The 26,833-nt window shown below is 37.4% G+C and carries 23 protein-coding genes and 6 tRNA genes; 20 read left to right on the plus strand and 9 right to left on the minus strand.

The window, feature by feature from the left end; translation table 11 throughout:
• Positions 1-86 precede the first annotated feature (86 nt).
• Both FY048_RS15550 and ygfZ read right to left on the minus strand, forming a co-directional pair.
• The gene (locus FY048_RS15550) at positions 87-797 is read right to left on the minus strand and encodes a DsbC family protein (RefSeq protein WP_016137148.1); all 711 of its coding nucleotides are present in this window, start codon (positions 795-797) and stop codon (positions 87-89) included.
• A 147-nt stretch (positions 798-944) separates the two neighbouring features.
• Positions 945-1,667, minus strand: a complete 723-nt coding sequence (gene ygfZ, locus FY048_RS15555) for a CAF17-like 4Fe-4S cluster assembly/insertion protein YgfZ (RefSeq protein ID WP_446091736.1) — start codon at positions 1,665-1,667, stop codon at positions 945-947.
• 212 nt (positions 1,668-1,879) lie between these two features.
• Here ygfZ and FY048_RS15560 point away from each other — a divergent pair, with 212 nt between their 5' ends.
• The 4 genes from FY048_RS15560 (at position 1,880) to FY048_RS15575 (ending at position 3,785) form a co-directional block, all read left to right on the plus strand.
• Positions 1,880-2,332, plus strand: coding sequence for an SRPBCC family protein (locus FY048_RS15560; RefSeq protein ID WP_446091737.1), 453 nt, complete (start codon positions 1,880-1,882; stop codon positions 2,330-2,332).
• Between the two features lie 107 nt (positions 2,333-2,439).
• Positions 2,440-2,796, plus strand: coding sequence for a DUF488 domain-containing protein (locus FY048_RS15565; RefSeq protein WP_446091738.1), 357 nt, complete (start codon positions 2,440-2,442; stop codon positions 2,794-2,796).
• Between the two features lie 91 nt (positions 2,797-2,887).
• A complete protein-coding gene (locus FY048_RS15570; protein ID WP_016137144.1) occupies positions 2,888-3,232 on the plus strand; it encodes a zinc ribbon domain-containing protein YjdM in 345 nt (114 codons plus the stop codon).
• A gap of 211 nt (positions 3,233-3,443) precedes the next feature.
• Entirely contained in the window at positions 3,444-3,785 is a 342-nt protein-coding gene (locus FY048_RS15575) for a YegP family protein (RefSeq protein WP_270903488.1), read from the plus strand.
• Positions 3,786-3,840: 55 nt separating this feature from the next.
• Here FY048_RS15575 and FY048_RS15580 read toward each other — a convergent pair whose 3' ends face one another.
• From FY048_RS15580 to FY048_RS15595, 4 genes are all read right to left on the minus strand, one after another.
• Entirely contained in the window at positions 3,841-5,556 is a 1,716-nt protein-coding gene (locus FY048_RS15580) for a proline--tRNA ligase (RefSeq protein ID WP_446091739.1), read from the minus strand.
• Positions 5,557-5,614: 58 nt separating this feature from the next.
• The gene (locus tag FY048_RS15585) at positions 5,615-8,713 is read right to left on the minus strand and encodes an efflux RND transporter permease subunit (RefSeq protein ID WP_446091740.1); all 3,099 of its coding nucleotides are present in this window, start codon (positions 8,711-8,713) and stop codon (positions 5,615-5,617) included.
• A 15-nt stretch (positions 8,714-8,728) separates the two neighbouring features.
• A complete protein-coding gene (locus FY048_RS15590; protein ID WP_446091752.1) occupies positions 8,729-9,838 on the minus strand; it encodes an efflux RND transporter periplasmic adaptor subunit in 1,110 nt (369 codons plus the stop codon).
• A gap of 68 nt (positions 9,839-9,906) precedes the next feature.
• The gene (locus FY048_RS15595) at positions 9,907-10,542 is read right to left on the minus strand and encodes a hypothetical protein (RefSeq protein ID WP_446091741.1); all 636 of its coding nucleotides are present in this window, start codon (positions 10,540-10,542) and stop codon (positions 9,907-9,909) included.
• Positions 10,543-10,828: 286 nt separating this feature from the next.
• On the opposite strand from FY048_RS15595, the gene pilG reads away from it, so the two are divergent.
• The 8 genes from pilG (at position 10,829) to FY048_RS15635 (ending at position 21,984) form a co-directional block, all read left to right on the plus strand.
• Positions 10,829-11,212: a twitching motility response regulator PilG gene (gene pilG / locus FY048_RS15600; RefSeq protein WP_000389061.1), complete on the plus strand. Its 384-nt coding sequence runs from the start codon at positions 10,829-10,831 to the stop codon at positions 11,210-11,212.
• A gap of 23 nt (positions 11,213-11,235) precedes the next feature.
• Positions 11,236-11,598 carry a response regulator gene (locus tag FY048_RS15605; RefSeq protein ID WP_016137139.1) on the plus strand — a complete coding sequence of 121 codons (363 nt, stop codon included), beginning with the start codon at positions 11,236-11,238 and terminating at the stop codon, positions 11,596-11,598.
• Positions 11,599-11,657: 59 nt separating this feature from the next.
• Positions 11,658-12,194 carry a chemotaxis protein CheW gene (locus tag FY048_RS15610; protein ID WP_005309806.1) on the plus strand — a complete coding sequence of 179 codons (537 nt, stop codon included), beginning with the start codon at positions 11,658-11,660 and terminating at the stop codon, positions 12,192-12,194.
• A gap of 42 nt (positions 12,195-12,236) precedes the next feature.
• Positions 12,237-14,318: a methyl-accepting chemotaxis protein gene (locus FY048_RS15615; protein WP_446091742.1), complete on the plus strand. Its 2,082-nt coding sequence runs from the start codon at positions 12,237-12,239 to the stop codon at positions 14,316-14,318.
• A 147-nt stretch (positions 14,319-14,465) separates the two neighbouring features.
• Entirely contained in the window at positions 14,466-18,971 is a 4,506-nt protein-coding gene (locus FY048_RS15620) for an Hpt domain-containing protein (RefSeq protein WP_446091743.1), read from the plus strand.
• Positions 18,971-19,438 (plus strand): hypothetical protein, encoded by a 468-nt coding sequence (locus FY048_RS15625; protein ID WP_446091744.1) that lies wholly within the window; start codon positions 18,971-18,973, stop codon positions 19,436-19,438. The genes FY048_RS15620 and FY048_RS15625 overlap by 1 nt, the downstream gene beginning before the upstream one ends.
• Positions 19,439-19,701: 263 nt before the next feature.
• Positions 19,702-21,093: a coproporphyrinogen-III oxidase family protein gene (locus FY048_RS15630; RefSeq protein ID WP_446091745.1), complete on the plus strand. Its 1,392-nt coding sequence runs from the start codon at positions 19,702-19,704 to the stop codon at positions 21,091-21,093.
• A 9-nt stretch (positions 21,094-21,102) separates the two neighbouring features.
• A complete protein-coding gene (locus FY048_RS15635) occupies positions 21,103-21,984 on the plus strand; it encodes an alpha/beta fold hydrolase (protein ID WP_446091746.1) in 882 nt (293 codons plus the stop codon).
• 138 nt (positions 21,985-22,122) lie between these two features.
• On the opposite strand, the gene dapE is transcribed toward FY048_RS15635, so the two are convergent.
• From dapE to FY048_RS15650, 3 genes are all read right to left on the minus strand, one after another.
• Positions 22,123-23,256 carry a succinyl-diaminopimelate desuccinylase gene (gene dapE / locus FY048_RS15640; RefSeq protein ID WP_446091747.1) on the minus strand — a complete coding sequence of 378 codons (1,134 nt, stop codon included), beginning with the start codon at positions 23,254-23,256 and terminating at the stop codon, positions 22,123-22,125.
• 125 nt (positions 23,257-23,381) lie between these two features.
• Positions 23,382-23,525: an entericidin A/B family lipoprotein gene (locus FY048_RS15645; RefSeq protein WP_003655297.1), complete on the minus strand. Its 144-nt coding sequence runs from the start codon at positions 23,523-23,525 to the stop codon at positions 23,382-23,384.
• 122 nt (positions 23,526-23,647) lie between these two features.
• Complete coding sequence (locus tag FY048_RS15650) at positions 23,648-24,529, minus strand: DUF1853 family protein (protein WP_311084497.1); 882 nt, start codon at positions 24,527-24,529, stop codon at positions 23,648-23,650.
• Between the two features lie 103 nt (positions 24,530-24,632).
• On the opposite strand from FY048_RS15650, the gene FY048_RS15655 reads away from it, so the two are divergent.
• The 8 genes from FY048_RS15655 to FY048_RS15690 all read left to right on the plus strand — a co-directional run bounded on the left by FY048_RS15655 (position 24,633) and on the right by FY048_RS15690 (position 26,580).
• Positions 24,633-24,992: a YbaN family protein gene (locus FY048_RS15655; protein ID WP_446091748.1), complete on the plus strand. Its 360-nt coding sequence runs from the start codon at positions 24,633-24,635 to the stop codon at positions 24,990-24,992.
• A gap of 158 nt (positions 24,993-25,150) precedes the next feature.
• A complete protein-coding gene (gene elsL / locus FY048_RS15660; protein WP_446091749.1) occupies positions 25,151-25,654 on the plus strand; it encodes a cell wall-recycling L,D-carboxypeptidase ElsL in 504 nt (167 codons plus the stop codon).
• Between the two features lie 207 nt (positions 25,655-25,861).
• Positions 25,862-25,937, plus strand: a tRNA-Val gene (locus tag FY048_RS15665).
• A 24-nt stretch (positions 25,938-25,961) separates the two neighbouring features.
• Positions 25,962-26,038: transfer RNA gene (locus FY048_RS15670), tRNA-Asp, on the plus strand.
• Between the two features lie 47 nt (positions 26,039-26,085).
• Positions 26,086-26,162: transfer RNA gene (locus FY048_RS15675), tRNA-Asp, on the plus strand.
• Positions 26,163-26,249: 87 nt separating this feature from the next.
• Positions 26,250-26,325, plus strand: a tRNA-Val gene (locus tag FY048_RS15680).
• A gap of 36 nt (positions 26,326-26,361) precedes the next feature.
• Positions 26,362-26,438: transfer RNA gene (locus tag FY048_RS15685), tRNA-Asp, on the plus strand.
• A gap of 66 nt (positions 26,439-26,504) precedes the next feature.
• Positions 26,505-26,580, plus strand: a tRNA-Val gene (locus FY048_RS15690).
• Positions 26,581-26,833 lie beyond the last annotated feature (253 nt).

Here is a 26,833-nt window from a genome sequence, read left to right on the forward strand (position 1 = left end):
CGATTTGTATATAAAGCGCTGCACTTTGGGCAAATTGTGGAGAAAAAACACCCACTCACATTCATAAAACGGAGTGGGTAATATTATTATTTTGCTGACTGAAGTAATGCTTCAATTTGTTTGGCATCACTTGGTACGCCAGAAATTCTTTGACCATCTTGTAAGAACAGAGTCGGTGTTCCATCAATATTTAATTTATTACCTAAGGCGATGTTTTTCTGGATTGGGGTCGAACAATTTTTGCTGGTCGTAGGTAATTTACGGTTAAGCATATAGTTCGTCCAAGATTCTGCCGGATTTTTTGAGCACCAGATTTGATTAGATACTTTTTCGGCGTTTGGATGCAAACTGGTCAGCGGGTAAAGGAAAACATATACCGTTACATTATCAACCCCAACCATATTTTGTTCTAGGTGTTGGCAATATGGACAATCAGGATCAGTAAAGATATAGATTGTACGTTCGCCTTTTCCTTTTACGTACTTAATTGCTTGATTGAGCGGTAAGCTTTTAACATCAATCTTACCCAATTCGGCAATACGTTCTTCAGTCATATTTTTTTGTTGTTTGATGTCGACTAAGTTACCAACAAAAAAGTATTTCGCATCTTGGTTGGTATAGACAATACGACCACTTGTATACACTTCATAAATGCCTTGAACTGGCGACTGATAAACACCTTTTACAGGCAAATCTGGATAATTCGTCTTAAGATTTTGTTCAAGTGCTTTAACGTCAGCATGGGCAGAACCGAAAATAGCCAAACTCAACATGAGTGTAGCAAGTTTAGTTTTCATCTTTTTTCTCTTTAATTTCAACAGGGTTAATGATGGCATATAAAACTTAAAAATTTGATGTTCTAATCTAATGAATTCATTAGTGTTTTGTATCTATAAAAAAGCCCACCAATTTATAGATGGGCTTTTAAGAATCAGTAAAAATTATTATTGTGGTCTTGCAACATCACCACTTAAGGCTTCAGGTAACTCAAGAACTTGAAGACCCAACTCTTGTAGAGCAGCAGGTTTTGCAACAACTAAAGCAAGATAACCTTCATTATTTGCAATACTATTAACAACTTCAACATCGTTATTTAATTGAGTTGCTGAAGCTGGTGCCTCGCCTGTACCTTGAACCAGATGTAACCAGTGTTTTGGTTTTGCTTTAAACCAAAGACGCGCCACAATTTCCTGACCTAGGTAACAACCTTTATCGTAATTTACGCCTTCACGTTGATGTAAACGTAATTCTTGTGGTTGGAATACATGTTCAGTTGCCTGAGTAATCCACGCTTGACCTGTCATAATGGCTTGTTTTTGCCATTCAGAAATATCAGTTTCTTGTGCAGAAAATTCAGTCTGATGACCAATGATCTTTGGAAAAGCAGGGTCTTGTTCACTCAAGGTCATTTTTGAAAAAGCACCAAATTTTTTAACATGTTTGGCAAACTCTTCTGCTTGATCTTGAGCAACTACAATTTCAAAACTTTCAGGATTAATCTTCTTTAGCCACAAGCCAAAGTGAATACGACCTTTAAGATCACAAATGGCTGTATAGCGAGTTTCATTTTCAGTTAAACGTTCAGTATCTACAGTAACTTGGCCTTGTAAAAACTTCTGTGCATCTACACCGTTTAAAGCATATGAGGAGAAAGCGAGCAGACTCATGATTAATCTCAAATTCAATATGTTTCTTTATGATTGCTGACTATTTTGCTCCATTTTTACTAAAAAATCAGCCATAGTTTTCGTAATTTGATTAGGCCCAAAGAAAGTATTTTGTTTGAAAAAACACCAAAAATATACGTTCGTATAAATCTGAAGGTTTAAGCTAATAAACATAATTTCGATAATTTAAAAGAAATTAAAATAAGGAGAATATGATGGCAACAGGAACAGTGAAATTTCATCGCGTATTTAAGGCTCCAGCCGAGCGGGTTTACCGTGCATTTTTAGATCCAGATGCTTTAGTAAAGTGGTTACCACCGCACGGCTTTACTGCCAAGGTTCATAGTTTTGATGCAAATGTTGGTGGCTCATATAAAATGAGTTTTACCAATTTTTCGACAGGTTCAACACACGCTTTTGGTGGGACATATGTTGAGTTAATTCCACATGAGTTAATTCGATATAACGATCAATTCGATGACCCAAATTTACCGGGCACGATGCAAGTCACCATTACATTGAAAACGGTAATGGTGGGTACGGAAGTACACATCACACAAGAAGGCATACCTGAAGTTATTCCCGAGGAAGCTTGCTATTTGGGATGGCAAGAATCTTTATCTTTACTGACTTTGTTAATCGAAGCGGATATCCCTGACCAATAAGCTTTCTAAAATTTTAATGAACTATTTAAAAAGTGAGTGGAGCTAAATCTGCTCACTTTTCTTTTATAAGATCTATCTAAAATGTAAACCTTACTCAGAGAAAGACTATGGATATATACATTAAAAGAATTTATGAAAATGCTGACCCTAGTGATGGGAAGCGAATTTTAGTTGATCGTCTATGGAGCAGGGGAATAAGTAAGGAAAATGCTCATTTGGATTTGTGGCTAAAAGAGGTTGCACCTTCAACTGAACTTCGCAAGTGGTTCCACGCTGCAACGCCAGATCATTGGGAAGAATTTAAGCAGCGTTATTTAAAAGAGCTTGAGACCAACTCCGCAATTGAAGAGCTGCAACACATTGCAGCAGAGCATACAGTTACGCTTTTATATTCAGCAAAAGATGTTGAAAATAATCATGCAATTATTTTGAAAGAATATTTATTAAGTAAAAACTCAAAATGAATGTATAAATTTTTTTTTGGTAAAAGTCTTTTATTTAAAACTTTAAAAAATGAGTCATATCTCGCATAATATACTTTTTGAGATTTTTTTCATGTCTTTGCCAAATTGCCCAAAATGCCAATCAGAATATACTTACCAAGATGGCGACTTATTGATTTGTCCTGAATGCTCAAATGAGTGGAAAGAAGGGGATGCATCGCTTACTGAAGAACAAGAAATTATTAAAGATGCTAACGGAAATGTTTTAGCCGATGGTGACAGCGTAACTGTCATTAAAGACTTAAAAATTAAAGGTTCATCTTCAGTCGTCAAAGTAGGCACTAAAGTAAAAACGATTCGCTTAGTTCCAGATGCAAGTGATGGTCACAATATCGATTGCAAAATTGATGGTATTGGTCAGATGAAGTTGAAATCTGAATTTGTAAAAAAAGCTTAAATTGTTAATTTTCATTACATTTCAGTAGAGATATGCACTTATATCTCTACTTTTTAAATTTCTAACATCATTATAATTTTATTACGAAAAAGTATAAAAAATGGTCTGTTCAAAGAATGATAGCCCATTTATATTGTCATAAATAACAAATAACTTTCGTCCAGAATAATAACGAAAGTCATACCCACACCAACAAAAAAATGAGGTTTTTATGGCAGGATGGTACGAAATTTCACAAGCGAGTGATGGTCAATACCGCTTTATCTTAAAGGCAGGAAATGGTGAACCTATTTTAAATAGTGAGCTATATAAGGCAAAAGCCTCTGCTGTAAATGGTATTGAATCAATTCAAAAAAACAGTGGTGATGACGCGCGATATGAGCGTTTAACTGCAAAAAATGGAAAGCCTTATTTCAATTTAAAAGCTGCAAATCATCAGATTATTGGAACGAGTCAGTTCTATGCGAGTGAAGCTTCACGAGATAAAGGAATTGAGTCTGTTAAAACCAATGGTTCATCAACGACCATCAAAGACTTAACAGTTCAGGTATAAAAACTAAGTTAAAAAAAAGCAGCTTCTAAAAGCTGCTTTTTTATTTATGTATTTATTAACGCGCTAACTTAGCTAAAAGTTCTTCTTTAGTTAAATTGCTCGCTTCAGCATCTCGGCGGCCTTTATATTCAAAAGTACCCGCATCAAGACCTTTTTCACCAATCACAATACGGTGTGGAATACCCATTAATTCAAGGTCGGAGAATTTAACACCCGGACGTTCGTTACGGTCATCAAGCAACACGTCAAAACCTTGAGCTTGAAGTTCTGCATAAAGTGCTTCTGCTGCTTCAAGAGTACGTGGTGATTTGTGCGCATTCATTGGAACAATTGCAATTTCAAAAGGTGCAATGGCTTGTGGCCACATAATGCCTTTGTTATCGTAGTTTTGTTCAATTGCAGCTGCAACAACGCGTGTTACACCAATACCGTAGCATCCCATGGTTACTGTAAATGGTTTACCGTCTTCACCTAGAACTTTACAGCCTAAAGCTTCAGAGTATTTAGTACCAAGCTGGAAAATATGACCTACTTCAATACCGCGTTTAATTTGTAGTGTGCCTTTACCATCTGGAGATGGGTCACCTTCAACGACATTACGCAAATCAAAAACTTCGGTAATTTGTGCATCACGTTCCCAGTTTACGCCTACTGCATGTTTATCAGCTTCATTTGCACCAGCAACGAAGTCTGAAAGCACAGATGCGGCACGGTCAACAATTACAGTTAAGCCTTTTTCGACTAAACCTTGTGGACCTGTAAAGCCAGCAGTTAAACCAAATGCTTGAAGTTGTTCTTCAGTTGCAAAAGTAAGAGGAGCTGCAACTAAAGGATGCTTCTCAGCTTTAATCTCATTCAGTTCGTGGTCGCCACGTACAAATAGAGCTACAACAGGAACATGTCCTTTTTCGTCAGCAACACCTTGAACCAATAAAGCTTTAACAGATTGCTTAGGATCAGCATTTAAGAACTGACATACATCATCAATCGTTTTTTGGTTTGGTGTTTCAAGCAATTTAAGTTCTTGCGTAGGTGCCGCACGTTCACCAACTAAAACAGCCTCAGCCATTTCAACGTTCGCTGCATAATCAGATTCAGTTGAAAATGCGATGTCATCTTCACCACTAGCAGCCAATACGTGGAATTCGTGTGAGGCTGAACCACCAATAGAACCTGTGTCGGCTTGTACTGGACGGAAATCTAAACCTAAACGAGTGAAAATACGGCTATAGGTGTCGTACATTACGTCATAAGTTTCTTGTAATGATTCTTGAGTTGCATGGAAAGAATAAGCATCTTTCATGATGAACTCACGTGAACGCATTACACCAAAACGTGGACGAATTTCATCACGGAATTTGGTTTGAATTTGATAGAAATTTACAGGAAGCTGCTTATAACTTTTGAGTTCGTTACGCGCCATGTCTGTAATAACTTCTTCATGCGTTGGCCCAAGTACGAATGGGTTCATATGACGATCTTTAAAGCGTAATAATTCAGGACCATATTGTTCATATCGACCAGATTCTTCCCAAAGACTTGCGGGTTGAGTCACGGGCATGAATACTTCCATTGCGCCTGAACGGTTCATTTCTTCACGAACAATCGCATCTACTTTTTTAAGCACACGTGTTCCCATCGGCAGCCATGTATATAAACCAGATGCCAATTTACGAATCATCCCCGCACGTAACATGAGCTGGTGTGAAATCACTTCAGCATCATTTGGGGTTTCTCTCAACGTTGCAAATAAAAAGCGGCTTGCGCGCATGGAAAAAGTCCTAAAAGTTAAGCGTTATAAAAACGCAGATTATACGATAATCGCTGCATTATGACATGAATCGTCGAGTTTGACGCAGCATAAAGTTTTTCAAGTCATCTAGATAAGTGAAAATGACGGGTACAACCACAAGAGTCAATAGGGTAGAGGTAATTACTCCCCCAATCACAGCGTGAGCCATTGGGGCGCTTTGCTCACCGCCTTCACCAAGCCCTAAAGCTAGAGGAACCATCCCCATCACCATAGCACTTGTCGTCATTAAAATTGGACGTAAACGTGTTTTGCCCGCTTGTAAAATAGCATCGTAACGGCTTGTCCCCTGATCCATTGCTTTCTTAATAAAGTCGATAAGCAAAATCGCATTTTTAGTGACGAGCCCCATCAACATGATAATGCCAATAATTGAAAATAGATTTAAGGTACTTTTGAACAAGAATAGGGCAAGAAAAACGCCAATGAGTGACAATGGTAAAGAGGTCATAATTGCAGCAGGATGAATAAAGCTATTAAACTGAGAACCTAAAACAATATAGATAAATACAATTGAGAGGGTGATGGCTGTTAAGGCATATCCAGCAGATTCAGCCATGTCAGCATTTGCCCCTTGAGTATCAAATGTATAGCCAGCAGGTAGTTTAAATGCCTTTTGCATTTTATCGATGTCTTGACCAATGTCACCGCTAGGTCGTCCTGAGGTATTTGCCTCAATCAGTACTTCACGCTCAAGATCACGTCGGTTAATTTGTGATGCACCGAGTTTTTCTTCGGTTGTTGCAACTGCGCTAAGTGGAACTAATATATTTTGCCCAGTCGCATTGGTCTTATTGGAATTGAGATATAGGTTCTGCACATCTTGCGGAAGCATACGTTTATTTTCATTTAAACGTATATTCACGTCATAATTTTCGCCATCGCGATCTTCCCAAGTTGTGACATTATCACCCGCAATTAATGGGCGAATCGCATTGGCAATCTGAGAAACAGATAAACCTAAGTCACTTGCCAGCACACGATTAATATGGACACCTAGAGTCGGCTTCGGTTCTTTCAATGAGCTTTCTAAATCAACTACACCTTTAATTTTTTCCATTTCAGCAATAAAACGATCTGAAATTTTCTGTAGTTCATTTAGGTCAGATCCTTTAATAGAGATCATGATTGGCTTTTGTCCGCCAGAAACAGAATCTTGTGCTGCGGCAACAGAAGTCACTCGAATACCCGCTACACTTTGCAAACGATCACGGAATTCATTGTTGAGTGTATTCAGATCTGAGCTACGTTCTTGTTTTGGCTTTAAGGTCACGCCTAAACCTGCACGGTTTTTACCAGAATCAACCCCACTGTTGACCACGCCATAAGTTGAAACCACATCGGGGAACTGTCTAATAATTTTATCGACTTGATGGAGTTTTGCTTGGGTATATTCTAAAGATGCATCTACAGGAGTTTCAAACTGAATACGAACTTCACCTTTATCTGGGGTAGGTACAAATTCGGTCCCAATTAGTTTAGACAGTCCTAGTGCAGCAAATAGTGAAACAATTGCAATAATGACTGTGATGAAACGGAAACGTAAAGCCAGCTTTAAGAGCTTTTCATAAACATGGGTAAGTCGATCTAACACATTAGAAATATGGTTAAAAAAGCGTTGTAGCCAATTATCTTTTTTCTTAACCGGATCTTTCCAGTGAGCAGAAAGCATTGGGTCGAGCGTAAAACTAATAAACATTGAAATTAAAACAGCAGTACTGACTGTTACGCCAAACTGATAAAAGAAACGCCCAATCAACCCGCCCATGAAGGCAACAGGTAAAAATACGGCTACAATGGTAAGCGTGGTTGCGAGTACGGCTAAACCAATTTCTTTTGTGCCTTCTAGGGCAGCAGTCACATGATCTTTGCCAAGTTCAGTATGTCTTACAATATTTTCTCGAACAACAATCGCATCATCAATTAAGAGACCAATGCTGAGTGATAGGGCTAATAACGTCATCATATTAATGCTAAAACCAAAAGCCCAAATGAAAGTTAAGGTTCCTAGCAAAGTAATCGGTAAGGTCAGGCCTGTAATGACGGTAGAGCGGAAAGAGCCTAAAAATAATAGAACAATTAAAACTGCTAAGGCAGCACCTTCAATAATGGTACGGGTCACATCTTTAATTGAAGCGCGAATTCCTTTCGAGCTGTCGGCCACAACTTTGTAGTTTAAACCCGCAGGCATTTGTGTTTTTAATTTCTCTAACGTTTGGTAGGTTTTATCGACCACCTGAATTACATTGGCATCGGAACTCTTTAAAATATCGATAGAGACCGCGGTTCTTCCATTATAAAATGCGCTTGATTGTAGTTCGGCTTGTGTATCTTCAATCGTTGCAACTTGCTTCAGAAAAATTGGTGAACCATTTTTATTGGCAATTACCAAATCACCAAAAGCAAGTGGATGAATGACCTTTGATTGAATTTGTACAACCAGTTCAGAATTCTTTTGCTGTAAAGTTCCTGCGGGAACCTCAATGTTTTCATTTTTTAGCGTATTGATGACCTGATCAATGCCAATGCCGTAACTTTGCAATTGCTCAGGAAGAATTTTTATTCGTATTTGCCGTTTGGCATCCCCCAATAAATTCACATTACCGACACCAGACACGGTTTTAAGCTGTGGCACGATACGTTTATCTACATAGGAACTTAGTTGAGCCAAACTCATGCTATTTGATTCAAATACAACTGACATGATCGGGCTAGAAGAAGGGTCGTAGCGTTGTACAATCGGGGTATCAATTTCATCACGGAATTGAGCTGAGACAGGTGCAATTTTGTCACGAACATCTTGTGCTGCAAGGGCCGATGAAGTATCGAGATTAAACTCAGCTACAATCATCGAAAAGCCTTCACTTGAGCGTGAAGTGATTTGTTTAATCCCTGAAATTGTATTGATCTGATCTTCGAGTTTTTTTGTAATATCTGATTCGACAGCTTCAGGTGAAGCACCAGCATATTGCGTAGTCACCACAACAAATGGGAAATCGATGTTCGGAAACTCTTCAACGGTCATCCGTTTCCAAGAGGCCAGCCCCAGTACCATTAAGCTGATCATCATCATAATAGTAAAAACGGGGTATTTCACACTGATTCGAGTAAACCACATACGCTATTTGCTACCTTATTTATTTTTTTCGGTTGTAACCGTCACTTTTTTATTAATGTCGGAATCTTCAAATTGAATACGGCTCACCAGATCTGTGTTTTGTAAACCATCAACTAAAGCAATATTGCCGTTATAGCGCTGTTCAATCACTCTAATTTTCACTTTTTGAATAGTGTGATTACGTACCACCCATACAAAAGGATCATGTTGCATATTTTGAATGCTGTCTAAAGGAATTGTTTGGCCGTGCTGAGTGTCACTACGAAGAATATTTCCATTAATGAAAGCCCCTATGCTTAACGAATCAATTTTTTCTTTAGGAACTGCAAAAAACTCAATTTGTCGGCTGTCTTGATCTGCAACAGGTGAAATACGCGTAAGAGTCGCATTTAATTGTTTAGAATTTCCCTGAATCTGATATTGAATGCTGCTACCCACTTTAAGAGCAGATTGTTGCTCAATTGGTAACTTGGCCTGTATTTCAAGTTGGTCTGGATTCACGATTTCAAACAGAGTCTGCCCAACTGATACAGTTTGACCAGGTTCTACTTGTCGTTTAGTGATTACGCCTGAAATTGGACTGGTGATAATACCGTCTTGATCGGCCTTACGGGCAATATCAACATTCGCTTGTTGGGCTTTTACGCTTTCAAGTTGCCCTTTATAGTCAACCTGACTCTGTTCAAATTCGACACGAGCAATAAACCCTTGATTAAAAAGTCGTTGCTTTCGGTTCATTAAATTGCGTGCAAGTTCAGCTTGTGACTGAGCTGAGGCAAGGTTGGCGCGCGCTTGGGCCAAGCGTGCAACATTGTCTTGATTATTCAATCTCACTAAAACTTGGCCTTTTTGTACCTGCTGACCAACATTTGTAGTTACAGTGGTGGCAGTAGCACTTACTTGAGCCTGAATTGAACTTTGCTGAACCGCACGAATAGTACCCGTAAATGCAGTTTGAGAGTCAAGTGCTCCCTCTTTAACAGCTATCAGGTCTTGAGGAATGAGTTCAATTTTTGCTGGAGCTGATGCTGTTGTTTTATTTGTTTCTTGCTGATTGCATGCAGCTAAAATCAAACATAAACTAATAATACTCAGTTTAAAAATAGTGGAAGGGGTGAGATGCATCTTGTGCATACAGCATCGTCCTATAATTCAAATTTTATTTTGCCCCTATTCTTGATAAACCGTTACAGTTATTCAAGCTTTTTTAAACGTTCGATAATATTTTCATACTCGCTATTGGTACGATTGTAGGTCTTGGTAAGTGTTTCAATTGTTTGTTTGACCCTGTAAATATTATTTAGATTGTTTTCAATCAACGTCTTATGGTGCTCTGGAATAACTTCTCTCTTTCTGAAATATTCCATTTCTTGACGTTTAAATAAAATTTTGTCTTGTTGTAACTGGTCGAGTTGTTCCTGTTGATAGTTAATTTGCTTCTTTATGGCAAGTAATGCTTGATCTCTTTTAATCGTGGCTGTTTTACTATTGCTATAGGCATTTTTTAATTTGATATCGAGTTCTCTATGCCGTGCCGACAGTGCTCGTTGACTTGATTGATTTAAATCAGCTTGAGCATTATAAGAATGGTTTCTTTTAATCACTTGCATATTTTGATCTAGAACTTCATAACCGTAACGGATATGAGCAGGGGTGACTGATGTACTAATATTAGCCGTGCCCTGTTGATCATAATAACGATACCAGACCACTTTAGGAGTATCGGCTAGAGCAAAGGTTGTTGATAAACATATTGAACCGAAGGAAATAATGCCTACAGATACAGACAAGCAGTTCCTATAAAAGGCATATTTCATCCGATTATTCATTGAAAATCCCCAAAAAACAAAAAGCTAAATCGCTTATTTTTAAATAATTAATCTTTATTATATTAGTTATTATTTAGCTGAATAAAAATATAGTCATTATAAAAAAAATGATAATTTTAATTAAAGTGTGATGAGGTTAAAAGTTATTGTTTATAAATGAGAAAGTAGACAGAAATGCCTCATTGAAAATAGACCATGAGATATGTTAAAAATGCTTATAAATGCGTAAAAACAAATTTAAGTTAAATTGCATTTATATTTTATATTTATGGGGATGGAAGATTAAATGGAAGATGCATTCCAAAATCTGAAAGTAATGGTAATTGATGACTCAAAAACCATTCGCCGCACAGCAGAAACTTTATTACAGCGAGAAGGCTGTGAAGTGATTACTGCGGTAGATGGATTTGAAGCTTTGTCCAAAATTGCTGAGGCAAATCCAGATATTGTTTTTGTCGATATCATGATGCCTCGCTTAGATGGTTATCAAACTTGTGCTTTGATTAAAAACTCTCAAAATTATCAGAACATTCCCGTTATCATGCTCTCTAGTAAAGATGGTTTATTTGATCAGGCGAAAGGGCGTGTGGTAGGTTCAGATGAGTATTTGACGAAACCTTTTAGCAAAGATGAATTGTTAAACGCGATTCGTAATCATGTAAGTTCATAATTAAGTAATTTAAGGGCAAAGAAATGGCACGTATTCTTATTGTTGATGACTCACCAACAGAAACTTATCGTTTTAGAGAAATTCTAACCAAGCATGGCTATGATGTACTTGAAGCATCTAATGGTGCAGACGGTGTAACTTTGGCAAAAGCAGAACAGCCTGACTTAGTGTTAATGGATGTTGTAATGCCAGGTGTTAATGGCTTTCAGGCAACACGCCAGATTACCCGTGATGAAGAAACTAAACATATTCCTGTGGTCATTGTGAGTACTAAAGATCAGGCAACTGACCGAGTATGGGGCAAGCGTCAAGGTGCAATCGATTATCTGATTAAACCTATCGAAGAAAAGCAATTGATTGATGTAATTAAACAATTTCTAAATTAACTCATCCATCCATAAAAACATAAATAACGGGGTTATGTGCCCGTTTTATAGGATCGAGTATGGCAGCGAATGGATTTATCGAGTTACTTCGTTTGTCTAAACGGGGTAATAAGAATTACGCTTCAGTTCAAAATGAAGCACAGCGATGGTCAGGGATTGCTTTTGAAATGAGAGGGCAATACTTCGTCGCACCACTTGGGGAAGTGTCAGAAGTTATCTATCCACCGAAATATACGCCAGTTCCAAATGCTCAAAGTTGGGTAAAGGGTTTGGCTAACATTCGGGGAAGGTTGCTTTCGGTTTCTGATTTGGCTCATTTTATTTCAGGGCAACGAAGTACATTTTCGTCTGCCCAAAAAGTGTTATGTATTAGCCATCACGACCAGTATGTGGGGTTGGTTGTGGATCAGGTCTTGGGGATTCAGCACTTTAATAAAAAAAGTTTTTTTTCTCAAAGCTTAGACTTAGAGGAAAACCTAAAAGATTATTGCCAAGGTTATTTTCACCAACATAACCAGCATTGGCATGTCTTTTTATTTAGTCGTTTATTGCAAAACCCACATTACATGAATGCATCGACAAAATTTATAAACTAATTTTTACGCTGTGAAAAACAGAGTATTTTCTGGGGAGAAGCTATGGGCTTTAAGCTTAAAAAGAAAGGCGGCAATCGTGTTGCGTCCGAAAAATCGGGTCTCAATTTTATTGCAAAAATCCAGTCGGGAATTGAGCAATACGCCAGTTTATTTGGGGAAAGTGAAAAGTCCAAGCCTATCCTTTATGTAGCGTTGTTATGTTTGGTATTTGCTTTAACTTCGCTCGTTTATTTATTTTATAGCGTACCTCGACATAACGAATTAACACGTAGTTTGGGTGAGTTGCGTTTATTGTCACAAACGATTTCTAGACAGGCTACAGAAGCAACGGCTTCTGGTTCACCTAAAGCTATGAAAGACTTAGCTGAATCAAATAAACTTTTTGCAGAAAATATCAAAGATGTTGAAAATATTCATGGTACATCTTCAAAAGAATACAAAAAGGTTGCGGTTCTGTGGAAAGCCTTGTCGTATGACATTAACTTGATCTCGTCACATCAAGGTGTAATTAATCAGTTATATAACATGAATATCTCAATTGGTGATTCTATTCCTGAGATTCAAGCTGAATATAACTTGATGGTTGATAAGATGGTTCGTGAAAAAGCACCGAGTAGTCAGGTGATTATTGCTAAGAACCAAGTATTTATTGCAGAGCGTATTTTACGTTCTATTAACACTGTTTTGGTTGGTTCAGAAAATTCTCAGACCTCAGCACATGACTTTAGTGTCGATATTGAGACGTTTGGTGTGTATTTAAATGCACAGCTAAACGGAAATGCTGAATTGGGTGTTGCTAGAGTTGAGTCTCCAGAAGTACGTGAATCTTTGGAAGGTATTAAATCTGAATATGATAAAGTTTTAAAATCTGCAGCAGCATCAGTTCTTCAACATACAGATCAGATTGTAAACGTACGTCAGTCATCAGGTGAAATTCTCTCGGAATCTGATGACATGTTATCTGTATTGGGTGATCTTTCTGAGCAAACACAGTATGGTTGGAAAGCCTTTGCTTTAGTTGCACTTCTTACATTATCACTTATTGGTTTAATTAGTTCAGTCTTAAAGCTTTTATCACTTCGTAGTAAAGCAGATAAACAACGTGTAGCTACCCTGCAAGAAGAGTATGACCGTAACCAAAACGCGATTTTACGTTTACTAGATGAAATTGCCGACTTGGCAGATGGTGACTTGCGTTCATATGCAACGGTATCTGAGGACTTCACAGGAGCGATTGCCGACTCGATTAACTTTGCGATTGACCAATTACGTGATCTTGTATCCCGAATTCATGATACGTCTCAGGAAGTTGCCCGCTATACGCAGGATACACAAAATATTACTAACCAGTTGGCAGAAGCATCCGAGCATCAGGCACAAGAAATTGCCGGCGCATCAACTGCAATGAATGAAATGGCGCAATCAATTGACCAAGTATCTTCAAATGCATCGGAATCAACCGAGGTAGCAGAACGTTCGGTAGAAATTGCTTCTAATGGCGCACAAGTGGTAAACCGTTCAATTGAAGGTATGGACACGATTCGTGAACAGATTCAGGAAACTTCTAAACGTATTAAACGTTTGGGTGAGTCTTCACAAGAAATTGGTAACATCGTATCGTTAATTAATGACATTGCGGACCAAACAAACATTCTTGCATTAAATGCAGCAATTCAAGCATCTATGGCAGGTGAAGCAGGACGTGGTTTTGCCGTGGTTGCAGATGAAGTACAGCGTCTTGCGGAACGTTCAGCATCGGCAACTAAACAGATCGAAACTCTGGTTAAAACAATTCAGACCGATACTAACGAAGCTGTTATTTCAATGGAACAAACAACAACTGAGGTTGTGCGCGGAGCGAACTTGGCAAAAGATGCGGGTATTGCCTTGGACGAGATTCAAAAAGTATCTGGTGACTTGGCAAACTTAATGGCCAGTATTTCTGATGCAGCAAAACTTCAGTCTGCATCTGCGAGTCATATTGCGACAACCATGACTGTCGTACAAGAAATTACTTCGCAAACGACAACTGCAACATTCGATACAGCGCGTTCTGTTTCTGAATTAGCAAATATGGCAGAGTCATTACGTGAATCGGTAACGGACTTTAAATTACCTGATTAAATTGGGGACGAGGATAGCTATTTTTATACTAGCTATTCTTCTAAAAAGTATTAACAACACCAGATAAATATTGGGACACAGTTATTTATCTGGTGTTGACTCTGTCGTTTTTCTCCATTTAGGGGACAAGCAAAAGAAGCCTTTGCTATGAAAGAAATATTAAAAACTTTAACTGAAGCAATGATGCTACCGGAAGATAGCTATTCTCAACAAGATGACGAATTTCTTGATATTTTTGTTGAAGAAATTGAAGAAATTTTTGTTGAATTACAATCTTTGATTCATGAATGGATGCAATCTAAAAATGTTGCTACGCTGACTGACATCCGTCGCCATTTTCATACCTTGAAAGGTTCAGGGCGAATGATTGCAGCGAAATCCTCTGCTGAGCTTGCTTGGACTGTAGAAGATACGCTTAATCGGATAATCAATGAGAGTCTCACATTAACTCCTAACATCCAACAATATGTTCAGTTGGTATTTAAGTTCTATTTCTTTAAGTTAGTAGGTGACTTTAAATCTAAAAAGGAACATGCAGTAGATTTTAGACCTCTTATTTTATTGGGACAACAATTACAACAACAGCAAAGTTTAGAGCCTGCTTTAGAAGAACTTTTATTATTGTCGGATACTCTCACTGCGGAAACTAAGACTGGTTTAGAGGTAGATAGTTTAGAACAGGAATCAGATAATTTAACTCTAGAAACCACTTTAGAAAGTGAACATAACCTTGCTGAAACCTTAGTTTTATTTATGGAAGAAGCGGAAGAGCACTTAGCGACTATCGATCAGTTCTTAGAACAAGAAATACATCAGCACGAGAGTTACAATGCACTCATCCGTGCATTACATACATTGCGTGGTAGCTCGGCAATGGCTCAGGTAGAAGCAATTTTTGATGCTAGTACCAAGGTTGAGCATTTATTCAAAATCTTATTGCAAGAAGAGCTTTCTTCTCATTCAGAAGAAATTTTGCTACTTCGTGATTACCGTCAGTTTATTCGAAATAGTTTAGATCTATTAGCTGCACATTGCTCTAATGAACAATTAGATTCTAACCTGAAACAATTCAATCAGGTTTGGGATGCTTATATGGAGCAGCATGGCGAGCATTCAAGTCCGCTCACGGCTCCACATGGTCTAGTCTCTCAGCTGTTACAGCTCGATGTTTCAGAATTACTTGATGCCGAGTTAGATTTTGAGAAGGGGATTCGTTCTGAGTTTCCTCACTATCTTGAACGTTTAAGTGGACAAGCTGATGTGCTATTGCAACATACTCAGTCTCAAGCCATGGTTGGTTTATATGAATATACGAACCAGCTGAAAGATAGCTATGACGTATTGCTCGATCGTCCTGATTTATTACAATCAGATTATGTTTTTGAAATTTATCAAAAAGCACATCAACAATTAATTCAGTTATTTGATGCATTAGCTGCGGGTCAAAGAGTTAGCATTATTGAGCAACACCAAAATGTGTTGGAAGAGCTAAAACTATATACCCAACATATTCCAAGCCTTAATTCTGAAGCATTAGATACTGATCAGGACGTTGTTGAGTCGTTATTTGGTGCAGATGTAGAACAAACATCAGATGAATCTTCAGCATCTATCGAAAGTGTGTTAACTGATCATGTAGTGATGAGTCAGAGTGTACATTTAGATCGCCAGTTCATGTCTACTGAGCACGTAAACCGTTATTTTGATCCAGAACTGTTAGATATTTTTCTTGAAGAAGCCGATGAGTTGCTTGAAGGAATGGATACAGATCTTAATATTTGGATTAATGATCAAGAGAACTTTGCTGCTCTTAATAATCTGATGCGTTATTTGCATACCTTAAAAGGTGGGGCAAATATGATTCAGGCAAATTATATTGGTTTAATCGCACATGAACTAGAAAGTATTTATGAGCGCCTAATTCAAAGACAGTTAATTACTTCATCTGCTCTCATTGATTTTATCCGTTTGGTTCAAGATGACTTGGCTGATCGTCTACAAATAGTACGTGAACAGCATCTGGATTATGCTGCTTCTCATACTATTCAAGCGCTTAAGAGTGCAGCTAAGGTCTATAACTCACTTGGATCTGCTGTTAAAGAGATACAAGCTGAGTCTGAAACAGATGTTATACCAGAATTAAGTTTTGAAGTATTACAACAAGAAGCTATAGACAATACTGCGTTAAATCTCGATGAGTTAACTTCTAATTTTGAGCAGATTGTTGAGTCTAATAATAGGCTTGTTGAACACACAGAATTACAAGTTTTTGATGCAGAAGGCTATACAGACAGTATCCAAGATCAGGATATTAATTCTGTTGTCGAACAGGCATTTATGGAGGAAGCGGCTGAACTGTTAGAGATGGCCGATCATCTATTAAAGCAATGGTTTGAGCAGCGTACAAATCGTAGTATCTTGCTTCAGCTACAAAGAGCAGTGCACAGCTTGAAAGGTGGTTCCCGTATGCTGGGACTAGAAACCGTACAAGCGATTGCTTATCAACTTGAAAATGCTTTTGAAAAATTTGCGCTTTATCATTTTAGCTCAAATATTTATGACAACTTGCTAGAAAGTGCAATTGTTTGGTTAAAAGAGGCAATTTTCAAGCAAAATTATCAACATTTTGATGGTTTACAACAAAGTTTAGAAAATATTCAGTTTATTGAAACTGCAATACAAATTCCAAGTAAATTGACTAGAACTGATCTATTTAGTTCGGAACCTGTCATGAGCTTCGTACAAGGTGATGGGGCAGAACCACCGCCAATGTTGGGGGCATGGGAACAGACGCAGCATCTTGAACAAAATAATGAGATGATTCGTGTTTCAGCAGATTTAATTGAGAAAATGATTGATTTGTCTGGTGAAAATTCGATTAACCGTTCACGAATTGAAATGGATCTCAGTCAATTTGGTCATACGCTAGTGGAAATGGAATTAGCCATTCAACGACTTGCAGACCAGTTACGTCGAATGGAAGGCGAATTAGAAAGCCAGATTATTGCAAAACACGGTATTGAGCATTCTCGTTATACAGAATTTGATCCTCTAGAGATGGACCAATATTCTTCATTGAATCAATTATCGAAATCACTTGCTGAATCTGCATCGGATTTAGTGGATTTCAAAAATACATTGTCGGAAAAAATCAGAGACACCGAAAGTTTGCTAGTACAACAATCACGTATTCAGGCCGAAATTCAAGAAGGGCTAATGCGAACGCGATTAGTACCATTCTCTCGATTGCTACCTCGTTTACAACGAATTGTGAGACAAACTTCTACGGCATTGGATCGACCAGCAGAGCTTTTTGTTAATAATACCGAAGGTGAGCTAGACCGGACAATGCTAGAGCGTTTGGTTACACCACTTGAGCACATGCTTCGAAATGCAATTGACCATGGTCTAGAAGATCGCGCGCAACGTGAACAAGCGCAAAAACCAGAAACTGGACGTATTGAACTGAATATTAATCGTCAAGGTACGGATGTTGTTGTTACCTTTAAAGATGATGGTCAAGGTATTGATATCGAGAAGGTTCGTCAAAAGGCCCTCTTGTCTGGTTTGATTAATCCTGAACAAGTATTAGAACATCAAGATATTTTACAGCTGATTTTCCATCCAGGGTTAAGTACAGCCGATCAAGTCACTCAGATTTCAGGTCGTGGTGTTGGGCTAGATGTCGTACAAAGTGATATTAAAGCTTTGGGTGGACATGTGAGCGTTGACTCTGTTTATGGACAAGGAACGATCTTTACCATACGTGTTCCAACCACAGTAGCCGTTAGTGATGCCTTAATGGTTAAAGTTGCTGATCAACAATTTGCAATTCCGTTGGCTCAAATTGATCGAATTGTTCGAGTTTCACCAACATCATTAGAACAGTATTTTGCAAGCGCACAAGAATTCTTTGAATTTGAAAATAAACGTTATCCATTACGCTATTTATCTGAGTTTGTTGGTAATCAACCGATTCCACGTTTAAGTGGGATGATGTATTCACTACCAGTATTAATGATTAAGACAAATAATGGACAAACCATTGCATTATTGGTTGATCAGCTTATTGGTTCACGAGCGCAGATTGTAGTTAAGCCAATCGGGCAGCAGTTCTCTAGTATTGGTGCGATTGCAGGCGCAACTATTTTAGGTGATGGTCAAGTTTGTCTAATTTTAGATGGACAAAATATTGCTCGCCAAATTCAGTCTACTCGCCGACATAAGCCACTTAATGAGGGTATCTATAGACAACGCGAGTCTGACGAACGCCGTCTCATTATGATTGTAGATGACTCTGTTACAGTGCGTAAGGTAACGACTCGTTTACTTGAACGTCAAGGCTATGACGTAGTAACTGCTAAAGATGGTATCGATGCAATTGAGCAGTTGGAAAATATTAAACCAGATCTGATGCTGCTTGATATCGAAATGCCGCGAATGGATGGCTTTGAGGTACTTAACCTCGTACGACATCATGATCTACATCAAGATATGCCAGTCATTATGATTACATCCAGAACTGGCGAAAAACACCGTGAACGAGCATTTACTTTAGGGGTTAACCAATACATGGGTAAACCTTTCCAAGAAGAAGACTTACTTCACAATATTGATGCTTTTTTCACGACACGTGAAGAGGAACTTGCCTAATGAAGAGTCATATCAGTACATCTTTAATTAATGAAATGGATCAGCAAGAACTTCAACATTTAATTACTGTTTCAACTGGTTTTATTGATGCATATATTATTGAATGTGATCAGCAAGTGCCGATGCTATTGCCTCAAAACATAGTGTTATCAGCTATGGATGTTAAAAATGGTATCAAGTATATCGAATGGCATGACGTAAAACTTCCTGTCTATACCGTGCATAATGAAATTGATTCGCGAGCGGTGGCATTAGTTATTGAAAGTGAAGATATCAGCCAACGTTTTGCCCTCATATGTAAATCGATGCCAGTTTCAGTTCGTCTGCGTATTTCTGAAGTCGTAGATGAAAACGAAGATATACAGGACTCTTTGCAGTACCCAACTGTATTTAAATATGTGCGTATGGAGAATCAACGCTACCACGTTCCTAATTTGCAATATATTCAAAATTCGCTTCATTTATAAAAGAAAGGAACTCAATTTGAGTTCCTTTTTTTATAAAAACTAAACAAACTTTTAAAAAATTAAAAGATATATCGCGATTTTGAAAAAATATTTAAAATTTCTAATTTTATTTTTATGTTATAAATCCAAATTATTTACTCTTAATTTAATGAATCAAGAGTATAAAAAAATTTCATGATAATAATAGGAGTAAAAAATATTGAATTATATATTATGTTTTGGTATTGTGTGTTTATTATAATTTCATACTAAATATAGTGACTATGGATATTGTTTCAATTAAAAATTTCATACAGAAAAATAAAGTAAGACATTTATCAAATAAGGTTCTACATACTCATCCATCTCCTAAAATGTGGAAAACAGATTTAAATGAAGAAGAAAATAATCACTTACTACTGAATACAGATGCTAAATATAAATCTATAAATTTATATTTAGGTATCCCATATTGTATTCCTACTGATCCACCTCATTGTGGATTTTGTCTTTTTCCTACTCAAGACTATAAAGGTAAGAAGGAAATGGACTATTATCTGGATTTTTTAACTAAGGAAGCCCATTTATATAAAGAATTTTATCAAGGCGCTAAACTTGAAAGTTTATATGTGGGAGGAGGCACGCCTAATTTACTTCAACCTAATGACTATATAAAACTTGTTAACATTGTATCTTCTCTTTTTCCAGAGGTTGGGACATCTACACCTATAGAAATGACATTAGAGGGCATTCCTCAACTTTTTAATGAAGATAAAATAAGAGCAATTAAAGAAGCTGGTTTTAATCGTGTCAGTATGGGGGTGCAACAGGTTAATGATGAATTAATCGTTACAAGTGGTAGAAAACAAACAAGAAAACAGGTTTTTGACGCGATTGAATTATTCCATAAGTATTCCTTATCTTGTAATGTCGATCTGATTTATGGTTGGCCAAATCAGACGATTGAAGCAATGTTAGGAGATCTTGAAAGTATTGTCCAATCAGGAATAAAACATATTACTCATTATGAGCTTAATATAGCGGGTCGTTCTGACTTTGCGACAAGACAAAAGCAGAATACCCCATCTATTGAGAAAAAAATTGAAATGTATAACATTGCAAAACAATTCTTAATCAGTAAAGGTTATAAACAAAAAACAGTATATGATTGGGAAAAAGAAGATGATAACCAAGTCATTTCAGAAAAATATTTATATGAAGATAATCTCAGAGACTGTTTAGATGCAAATGGTCAAAGTAAAATGACGACTATGAGTGGAATCGGCTATGCAGCGGTTAACATGCGATTGCAACCCAACTCATCAGAAATTAAGTCTGTTTCAGCAATGAACCATCGAAACCTAAATGAATACTATAATGCGATATCTTTGAATAAGCTTCCTATTGAACGGATGTTTGTTCATGATACTGAAGATGTAAAGTTAATTTGGATATTTCAAGCACTACAAGAAATGAGAATTAATACTAAAAAGTATGAGAAAATTTTTAATAGTGATATTAAACTCGATTATAAGTCTATTTGGGATGCATTAGTTGATGAAGGTTGGGTAGAGTATAATGATGAATATATTAAACTTGTTAATGACGGCGAGTTTTATACTCCACTCATTCAGGCATTATTAAGTCAACCTAGAATAAAATCTTTGCAACAGTAGAAAAAATAAATGTCAATTAATAAAGAGCTGCATATTTTAGAGACAGAGGATCGTGGTGAGTTTGCCTTGTGGGAAATTTCAAAGAGAAAAGATTCTCTGACAAAAAAAGAAGCAATTTTTTTATCTCATGGTGCATTTTCAGACAAAACTGTTTGTATGGGTATCGCAGGTTATTTGGCAAGTCATGGTTATGTATGTTTTATTTTAGAATGGCGAGGGCATGGCGCTAGCCCAAAAACAGATGTACCATTTAATTTCGAAACAGTGGCTTTATATGAATATAAAGCCGCATTTAACTATATTTGTAATCATTTAAATATATCATCTTTACACTGTGTAACGCATAGTGGAGGAGGATTATGTTTAACAATGTTCTTGATTAATCATTCTGAATATTTAAATCTTATTCAAACTATTACTTTTGTCGCTTGCCAAGCATTTGGAGCAGTAAATAGCCCATTTGATTTTCTTAAGTTACTTTCTGCAAAATTGGTTGTTAAAAGTCTAGGAAAGATTCCTGCTAGTAAATTTAAGTTAGGACGAGTAAATGAAACCTATTATACGATGAGACCATGGTTTAACTGGAATTTAAATCAGAATTTTATAAGTGATTTTAAAGATATTGATTATAGAAAATTTATGGCCTCTATTAGAGTTCCGATATATTCCATCTGTGGTACTGGAGATAAGTTCATTGCGCCAGTAAAAGGGTGCTATGAATATTTGGAAGCATTTGAAAATGAAAATAATATATTCCGCGAGTTTGGACTTTCTAACAGTAATCTAGAGAATTATTCTCATAGTAGAATCGCACTTAGCCAAAATGCTGCTAAGGAAGTCTGGCCCACTATATTGCAGTGGATAGATAAGCATTCAGAAGATGCTCTTTAAGTATTTTGTATAAAGCCAACTATCTGGATTAGTGAATACGAATCGCATTCTAAGATTCTCAAAAAATGGATTAACAATTTAAGATAAGAAAAAGCATCCTAAAGAGGATGCTTTTTTTATTCGTTGAGCTTTAATATTTTAAGCTAATAAATTTTCTAAAATTTGCTCATAAATATCAGTCAGTGGATCGAGGTCATGTACGTCAACATGTTCATTAATTTGATGAATTGTTGCGTTAAGAACACCTAACTCCAATACCTGTGCGCCTGTTGGGGCAATAAAACGTCCGTCAGAAGTACCGCCACTTGTTGAAAGCTCAGTTTCAGTGCCAGTTACATTTAAAATAGCAGTTTGAGCAGCATTAACCAGTTCACCAACTGGGGTCAGGAAAGGTAAACCAGAGAGATTCCAAACGATTTCATATTCTAAACCGTGTTTATCTAAAATCTCATGAACACGTTGTTTAAGCTGTTCAGCCGTCACTTCTGTTGAATAACGGAAGTTAAAAGTAACTTCTAGTGTGCCTGGAATTACGTTGGTTGCACCAGTTCCAGCATGAATATTTGAAATCTGAAATGATGTTGCTGGGAAATATTCATTTCCATTATCCCAAACGCTTTGGCATAGCTCTGTTAAAGCAGGTGATGCTTCATGAATTGGGTTTAGTGCTAAATGTGGATAAGCCACATGGCCTTGTTTACCTTGGACCTTTAATACTGCATTGAGTGAGCCACGACGCCCATTTTTAACAATATCACCTAATTTATGAGTACTTGAGGGTTCGCCGACCAAACACCATTTAATTTTTTCGTTACGTTCTTCAAGAGTCTCAATAACCTTGACCGTACCGTTAATCGCAGGACCTTCTTCATCAGAAGTAATTAGAAATGCGATAGATCCTTTATGGTCTGGATGTTTTGCTACAAAACGCTCAGATGCGACAACCATGGCTGCCAAAGCTGTCTTCATATCTGCCGAACCGCGACCATATAATTTTCCATCGCGGATTTCAGGTGCAAATGGGTCTGAATTCCACGCTTCTAACTTACCTGTCGGCACTACGTCAGTATGACCTGCAAAACAAAATACAGGTTCTTCAGTTCCGCGACGTGCCCAGAGATTATCTACCTCACCAAAACGCATTGGTTCAATATGAAAACCAACTTGGCTTAAACGGTCTGCCATGATGGTTTGGCAAGTGTGATCAATTGGAGTAACAGAAGGTTGTTGTAAAAGTTCTAGGCTAAGCGAGAGAGTATCTGAATGGTTCATACCGGAAATTGCGTGCTGATCAGGTGAAATATAGTCCGATATAATAGGCGAATCTCTACGTGATGGGTACGTAAAAATAAAAAAACCTTATCGGAATGATAAGGTTTTTTAGTGACAACTCTAACTTACATTTTATCTTGTGTTTTTTCAGCAGTATTCGTTACAGCATCACCTGCTTTAGAAACATCTTTACCAAAACCCTTAAACGTATTACAGCCTGTTAAAACAACAGCAATCATTACAGAAGCAGCTAAAACTTTTTTCATCATTTTCTCCGTTTAAATTTAATAATGAAGTAAATTTAGATTAAAAAACAAACGGAAAAAGAAACATGACTGTTTAATAGTAAAAACGTTATAAAATGTGTCTAGAATCTTAAATTTATTGTTAATTATTTAAATTTCTGCATGTTGGATTTCAGTTTTAAGTGTGAAGGGTGTCTAAACATATAAAACAGAACTTCCTGACCATTTTTACAATATAAGCCGTCTGTCCACCAATGTGCTGGGGCGGAACTAGGCTGTTTATTTGGACACAGCCATTCGTGCCTTTCTAATCGATAAAAAGAAGAATGAGGAATTGTGGTGCCCCAATAGCCCAAACGACGCTTTAAATTGATCCAGTCAGGTAGAGGCTGCTGTAAATTTAACTCTAAAGGAAGATAAAGTTGTCCCTTTAAAACTGCAAAGCGTTGATGAATTTCAAAGTTTAATGCTTCAAGAAATTGAAATTGTTTGTTGGTAAAGTGGTAAAGCTTTTTGCTTAAAGTATCCTGACGGTTCAGGCCAATCCATTGTTCTAAATGTAAATCTGCCTCACCGAGATAATATTTTAAGGCGACCTCCCAATGTTCAATTTTTTGAGTGTCTTTATTTAAAATTAAAAAATCCAGCTCGCCTAATGTTTTTGCCCCCTCAATTTTTTGAATACTATGTCCCAATAATTGATAGGGATGGTACTGATCCTCTTGTAACCAAAACCAGAGTAGATGCTCAAAGCGTAAACCTAAACGTGTACTTTTAAGCTGAGATAAAAACTGAATTAAAGGTTCTGGGGACTGATCGAGCTCTTTTAAACGTGGCAAATAATTTTGAAAATGACTTTCCCATACTTCGGTTGGATGTAGCTTAAAATGATGTTGTATATATAGACTTTTTGGTAGTTGGGAAAGTAAATTTGGACTAGCAATACAAAATGCCAGCTGTCGAACTATAGGATGTTGAAATTGTAGCCATGGTTCGAAATAGGACGTTTTAACTGAGGCAATATTCATACATTTAATACTCGAAGTAATTCATCCTAATTTCATAACGGATCAACAAAAAACATTAGAAAAACACTTTATACTAACGCCAACAGCAGGTTAAGGTTTATATATGCGAACATTGTTCTGGCGCTCTTTAGTCGTGATTTTTATCACGCTAGGCATTATTGGAGCAATTTTACCAGGTATGCCAACAACAGTCTTTTTGATTCTGGCTGCTTGGGCTGCGTCAAAAGGCTGGCCACAAATGGATAATTGGTTGTTAAATCATCCTAAATATGGTCCAACGCTACGTGATTGGCGAGCCAATGGCACAGTGCCTCGTAAAGCGAAGTGGATTGCAAGCATAATGATGGCGATTAGCGGAGTTATCATGCTATTTACTTCAGCGCCACTTTTAGTCAAGGCTTTTACTGATATTACTATGTTCTTGGTTGCAGTTTGGTTATGGCTACGCCCTGAGCCAAAATAAAAGATTGATAATCTTTTATTTTGGCGTAAGACAAGCAGTGAAACTGCGCGTAGATAAAAGAAGATTGATAATCTTTTATTTTCACTGCAAGACAAGCCCTTACAATAATTTTTTAATTAAACTCAATCTATTTGAGTTGATATAAGAGAATAAGTTCAATGTCTCAATTTAAGCTCGAAGATGCTGATGTTCTTATCGATTTAGCGAACCAAATATTAACTTTACCTAAACATAATAAGTTTTATGTCATCTCTACAGGAAAGAATGGAATTGGTGAGCAGGAGAATACCGGCAGAACTCCACGCGGATGGCATAGAGTGGCAAAGAAAATTGGTGCCGAGTCTCCACAAAATGCAGTTTTTATTGCACGTAAGCCAACAGGGGAGGTTTATAGCACTGAGTTAGCTGCTCAATATCCTGAGAGAGACTGGATCCTTTCTCGTATTCTTTGGTTAGATGGCTTAGAAGAAGGCTTTAATAAAGGCGAAGGCCACGACACTATGCAACGTTATATCTATATTCATGGGACTCCAGACACGCAACCAATGGGGGTGCCAATGTCACATGGATGCGTTCGAATGCGTAATGAAGAAATCATTGAGCTATTTGATTTAGTAGCTGAAGATGCATTAGTTTATTTATCTGAACAATCTTTGACCTGAGTACGAGTTTTATCTCTTATTGATTAGCTGTATAAATGTGGAAAATATTGAAATAAGTGTTTAAATAAAATACAAAAAATTGTTTTTTACTTAATAATGACTTATTTTTAATCATTCATTCGCATTTTTTTAAAAAGAAGTCGAAAAGCGTTTGACACCTGTTAAAGATTCTCTATAATGCACCTCACAAACGATGAAGACGTTAAAGGGCGCTTAGCTCAGTTGGTAGAGCGTCTGCCTTACAAGCAGAATGTCGGCGGTTCGATCCCGTCAGCGCCCACCAAGCCTTTACGTTAAGCTCTCAAGTGCAGCGGTAGTTCAGTTGGTTAGAATACCGGCCTGTCACGCCGGGGGTCGCGGGTTCGAGCCCCGTCCGCTGCGCCACTTAAGACTTAACATCGTTTACCCCACAATTTCGATATTGTGAAAGTGCAGCGGTAGTTCAGTTGGTTAGAATACCGGCCTGTCACGCCGGGGGTCGCGGGTTCGAGCCCCGTCCGCTGCGCCACTTTTCAGTTCGGGTTGTGTTTGGAAGATGATTTAAGATGTTAAAGTCTTATATCAAGAAATTAATGAATAATTAGTTTTTCTTCTGGGGCGCTTAGCTCAGTTGGTAGAGCGTCTGCCTTACAAGCAGAATGTCGGCGGTTCGATCCCGTCAGCGCCCACCATATATGTGACCATACTTTATTTTAAAGTATTGTAGTGCAGCGGTAGTTCAGTTGGTTAGAATACCGGCCTGTCACGCCGGGGGTCGCGGGTTCGAGCCCCGTCCGCTGCGCCATTCTCTTGATTCCCTTGTCTGGAGAATGTAGAGTATAAAGATACATTCGCTATCTTTTCTCATTAAGGGCGCTTAGCTCAGTTGGTAGAGCGTCTGCCTTACAAGCAGAATGTCGGCGGTTCGATCCCGTCAGCGCCCACCATTATTTCTTTCAGAAAATTAAACTCTTCTCATATTCAAATCGCTTATTTTCTTATACTTTTAATTTTCATGTAAAATTATTTGTTATATGAACAATTCTAAATTTAATTTTTCTATTGTGAAATTAAAGTGTCGATATCTTTAGATGAATAATTTTTAAATTATTATTTTCATTCGTCGCTTGTCTTATCGTTATATACACTTGAACGACTTGAACGACTTGAACGACTTGAACGACTTGAACGACTTGAACG

It is taken from the genome of Acinetobacter sp. 1124_18A (genome assembly GCF_052824995.1).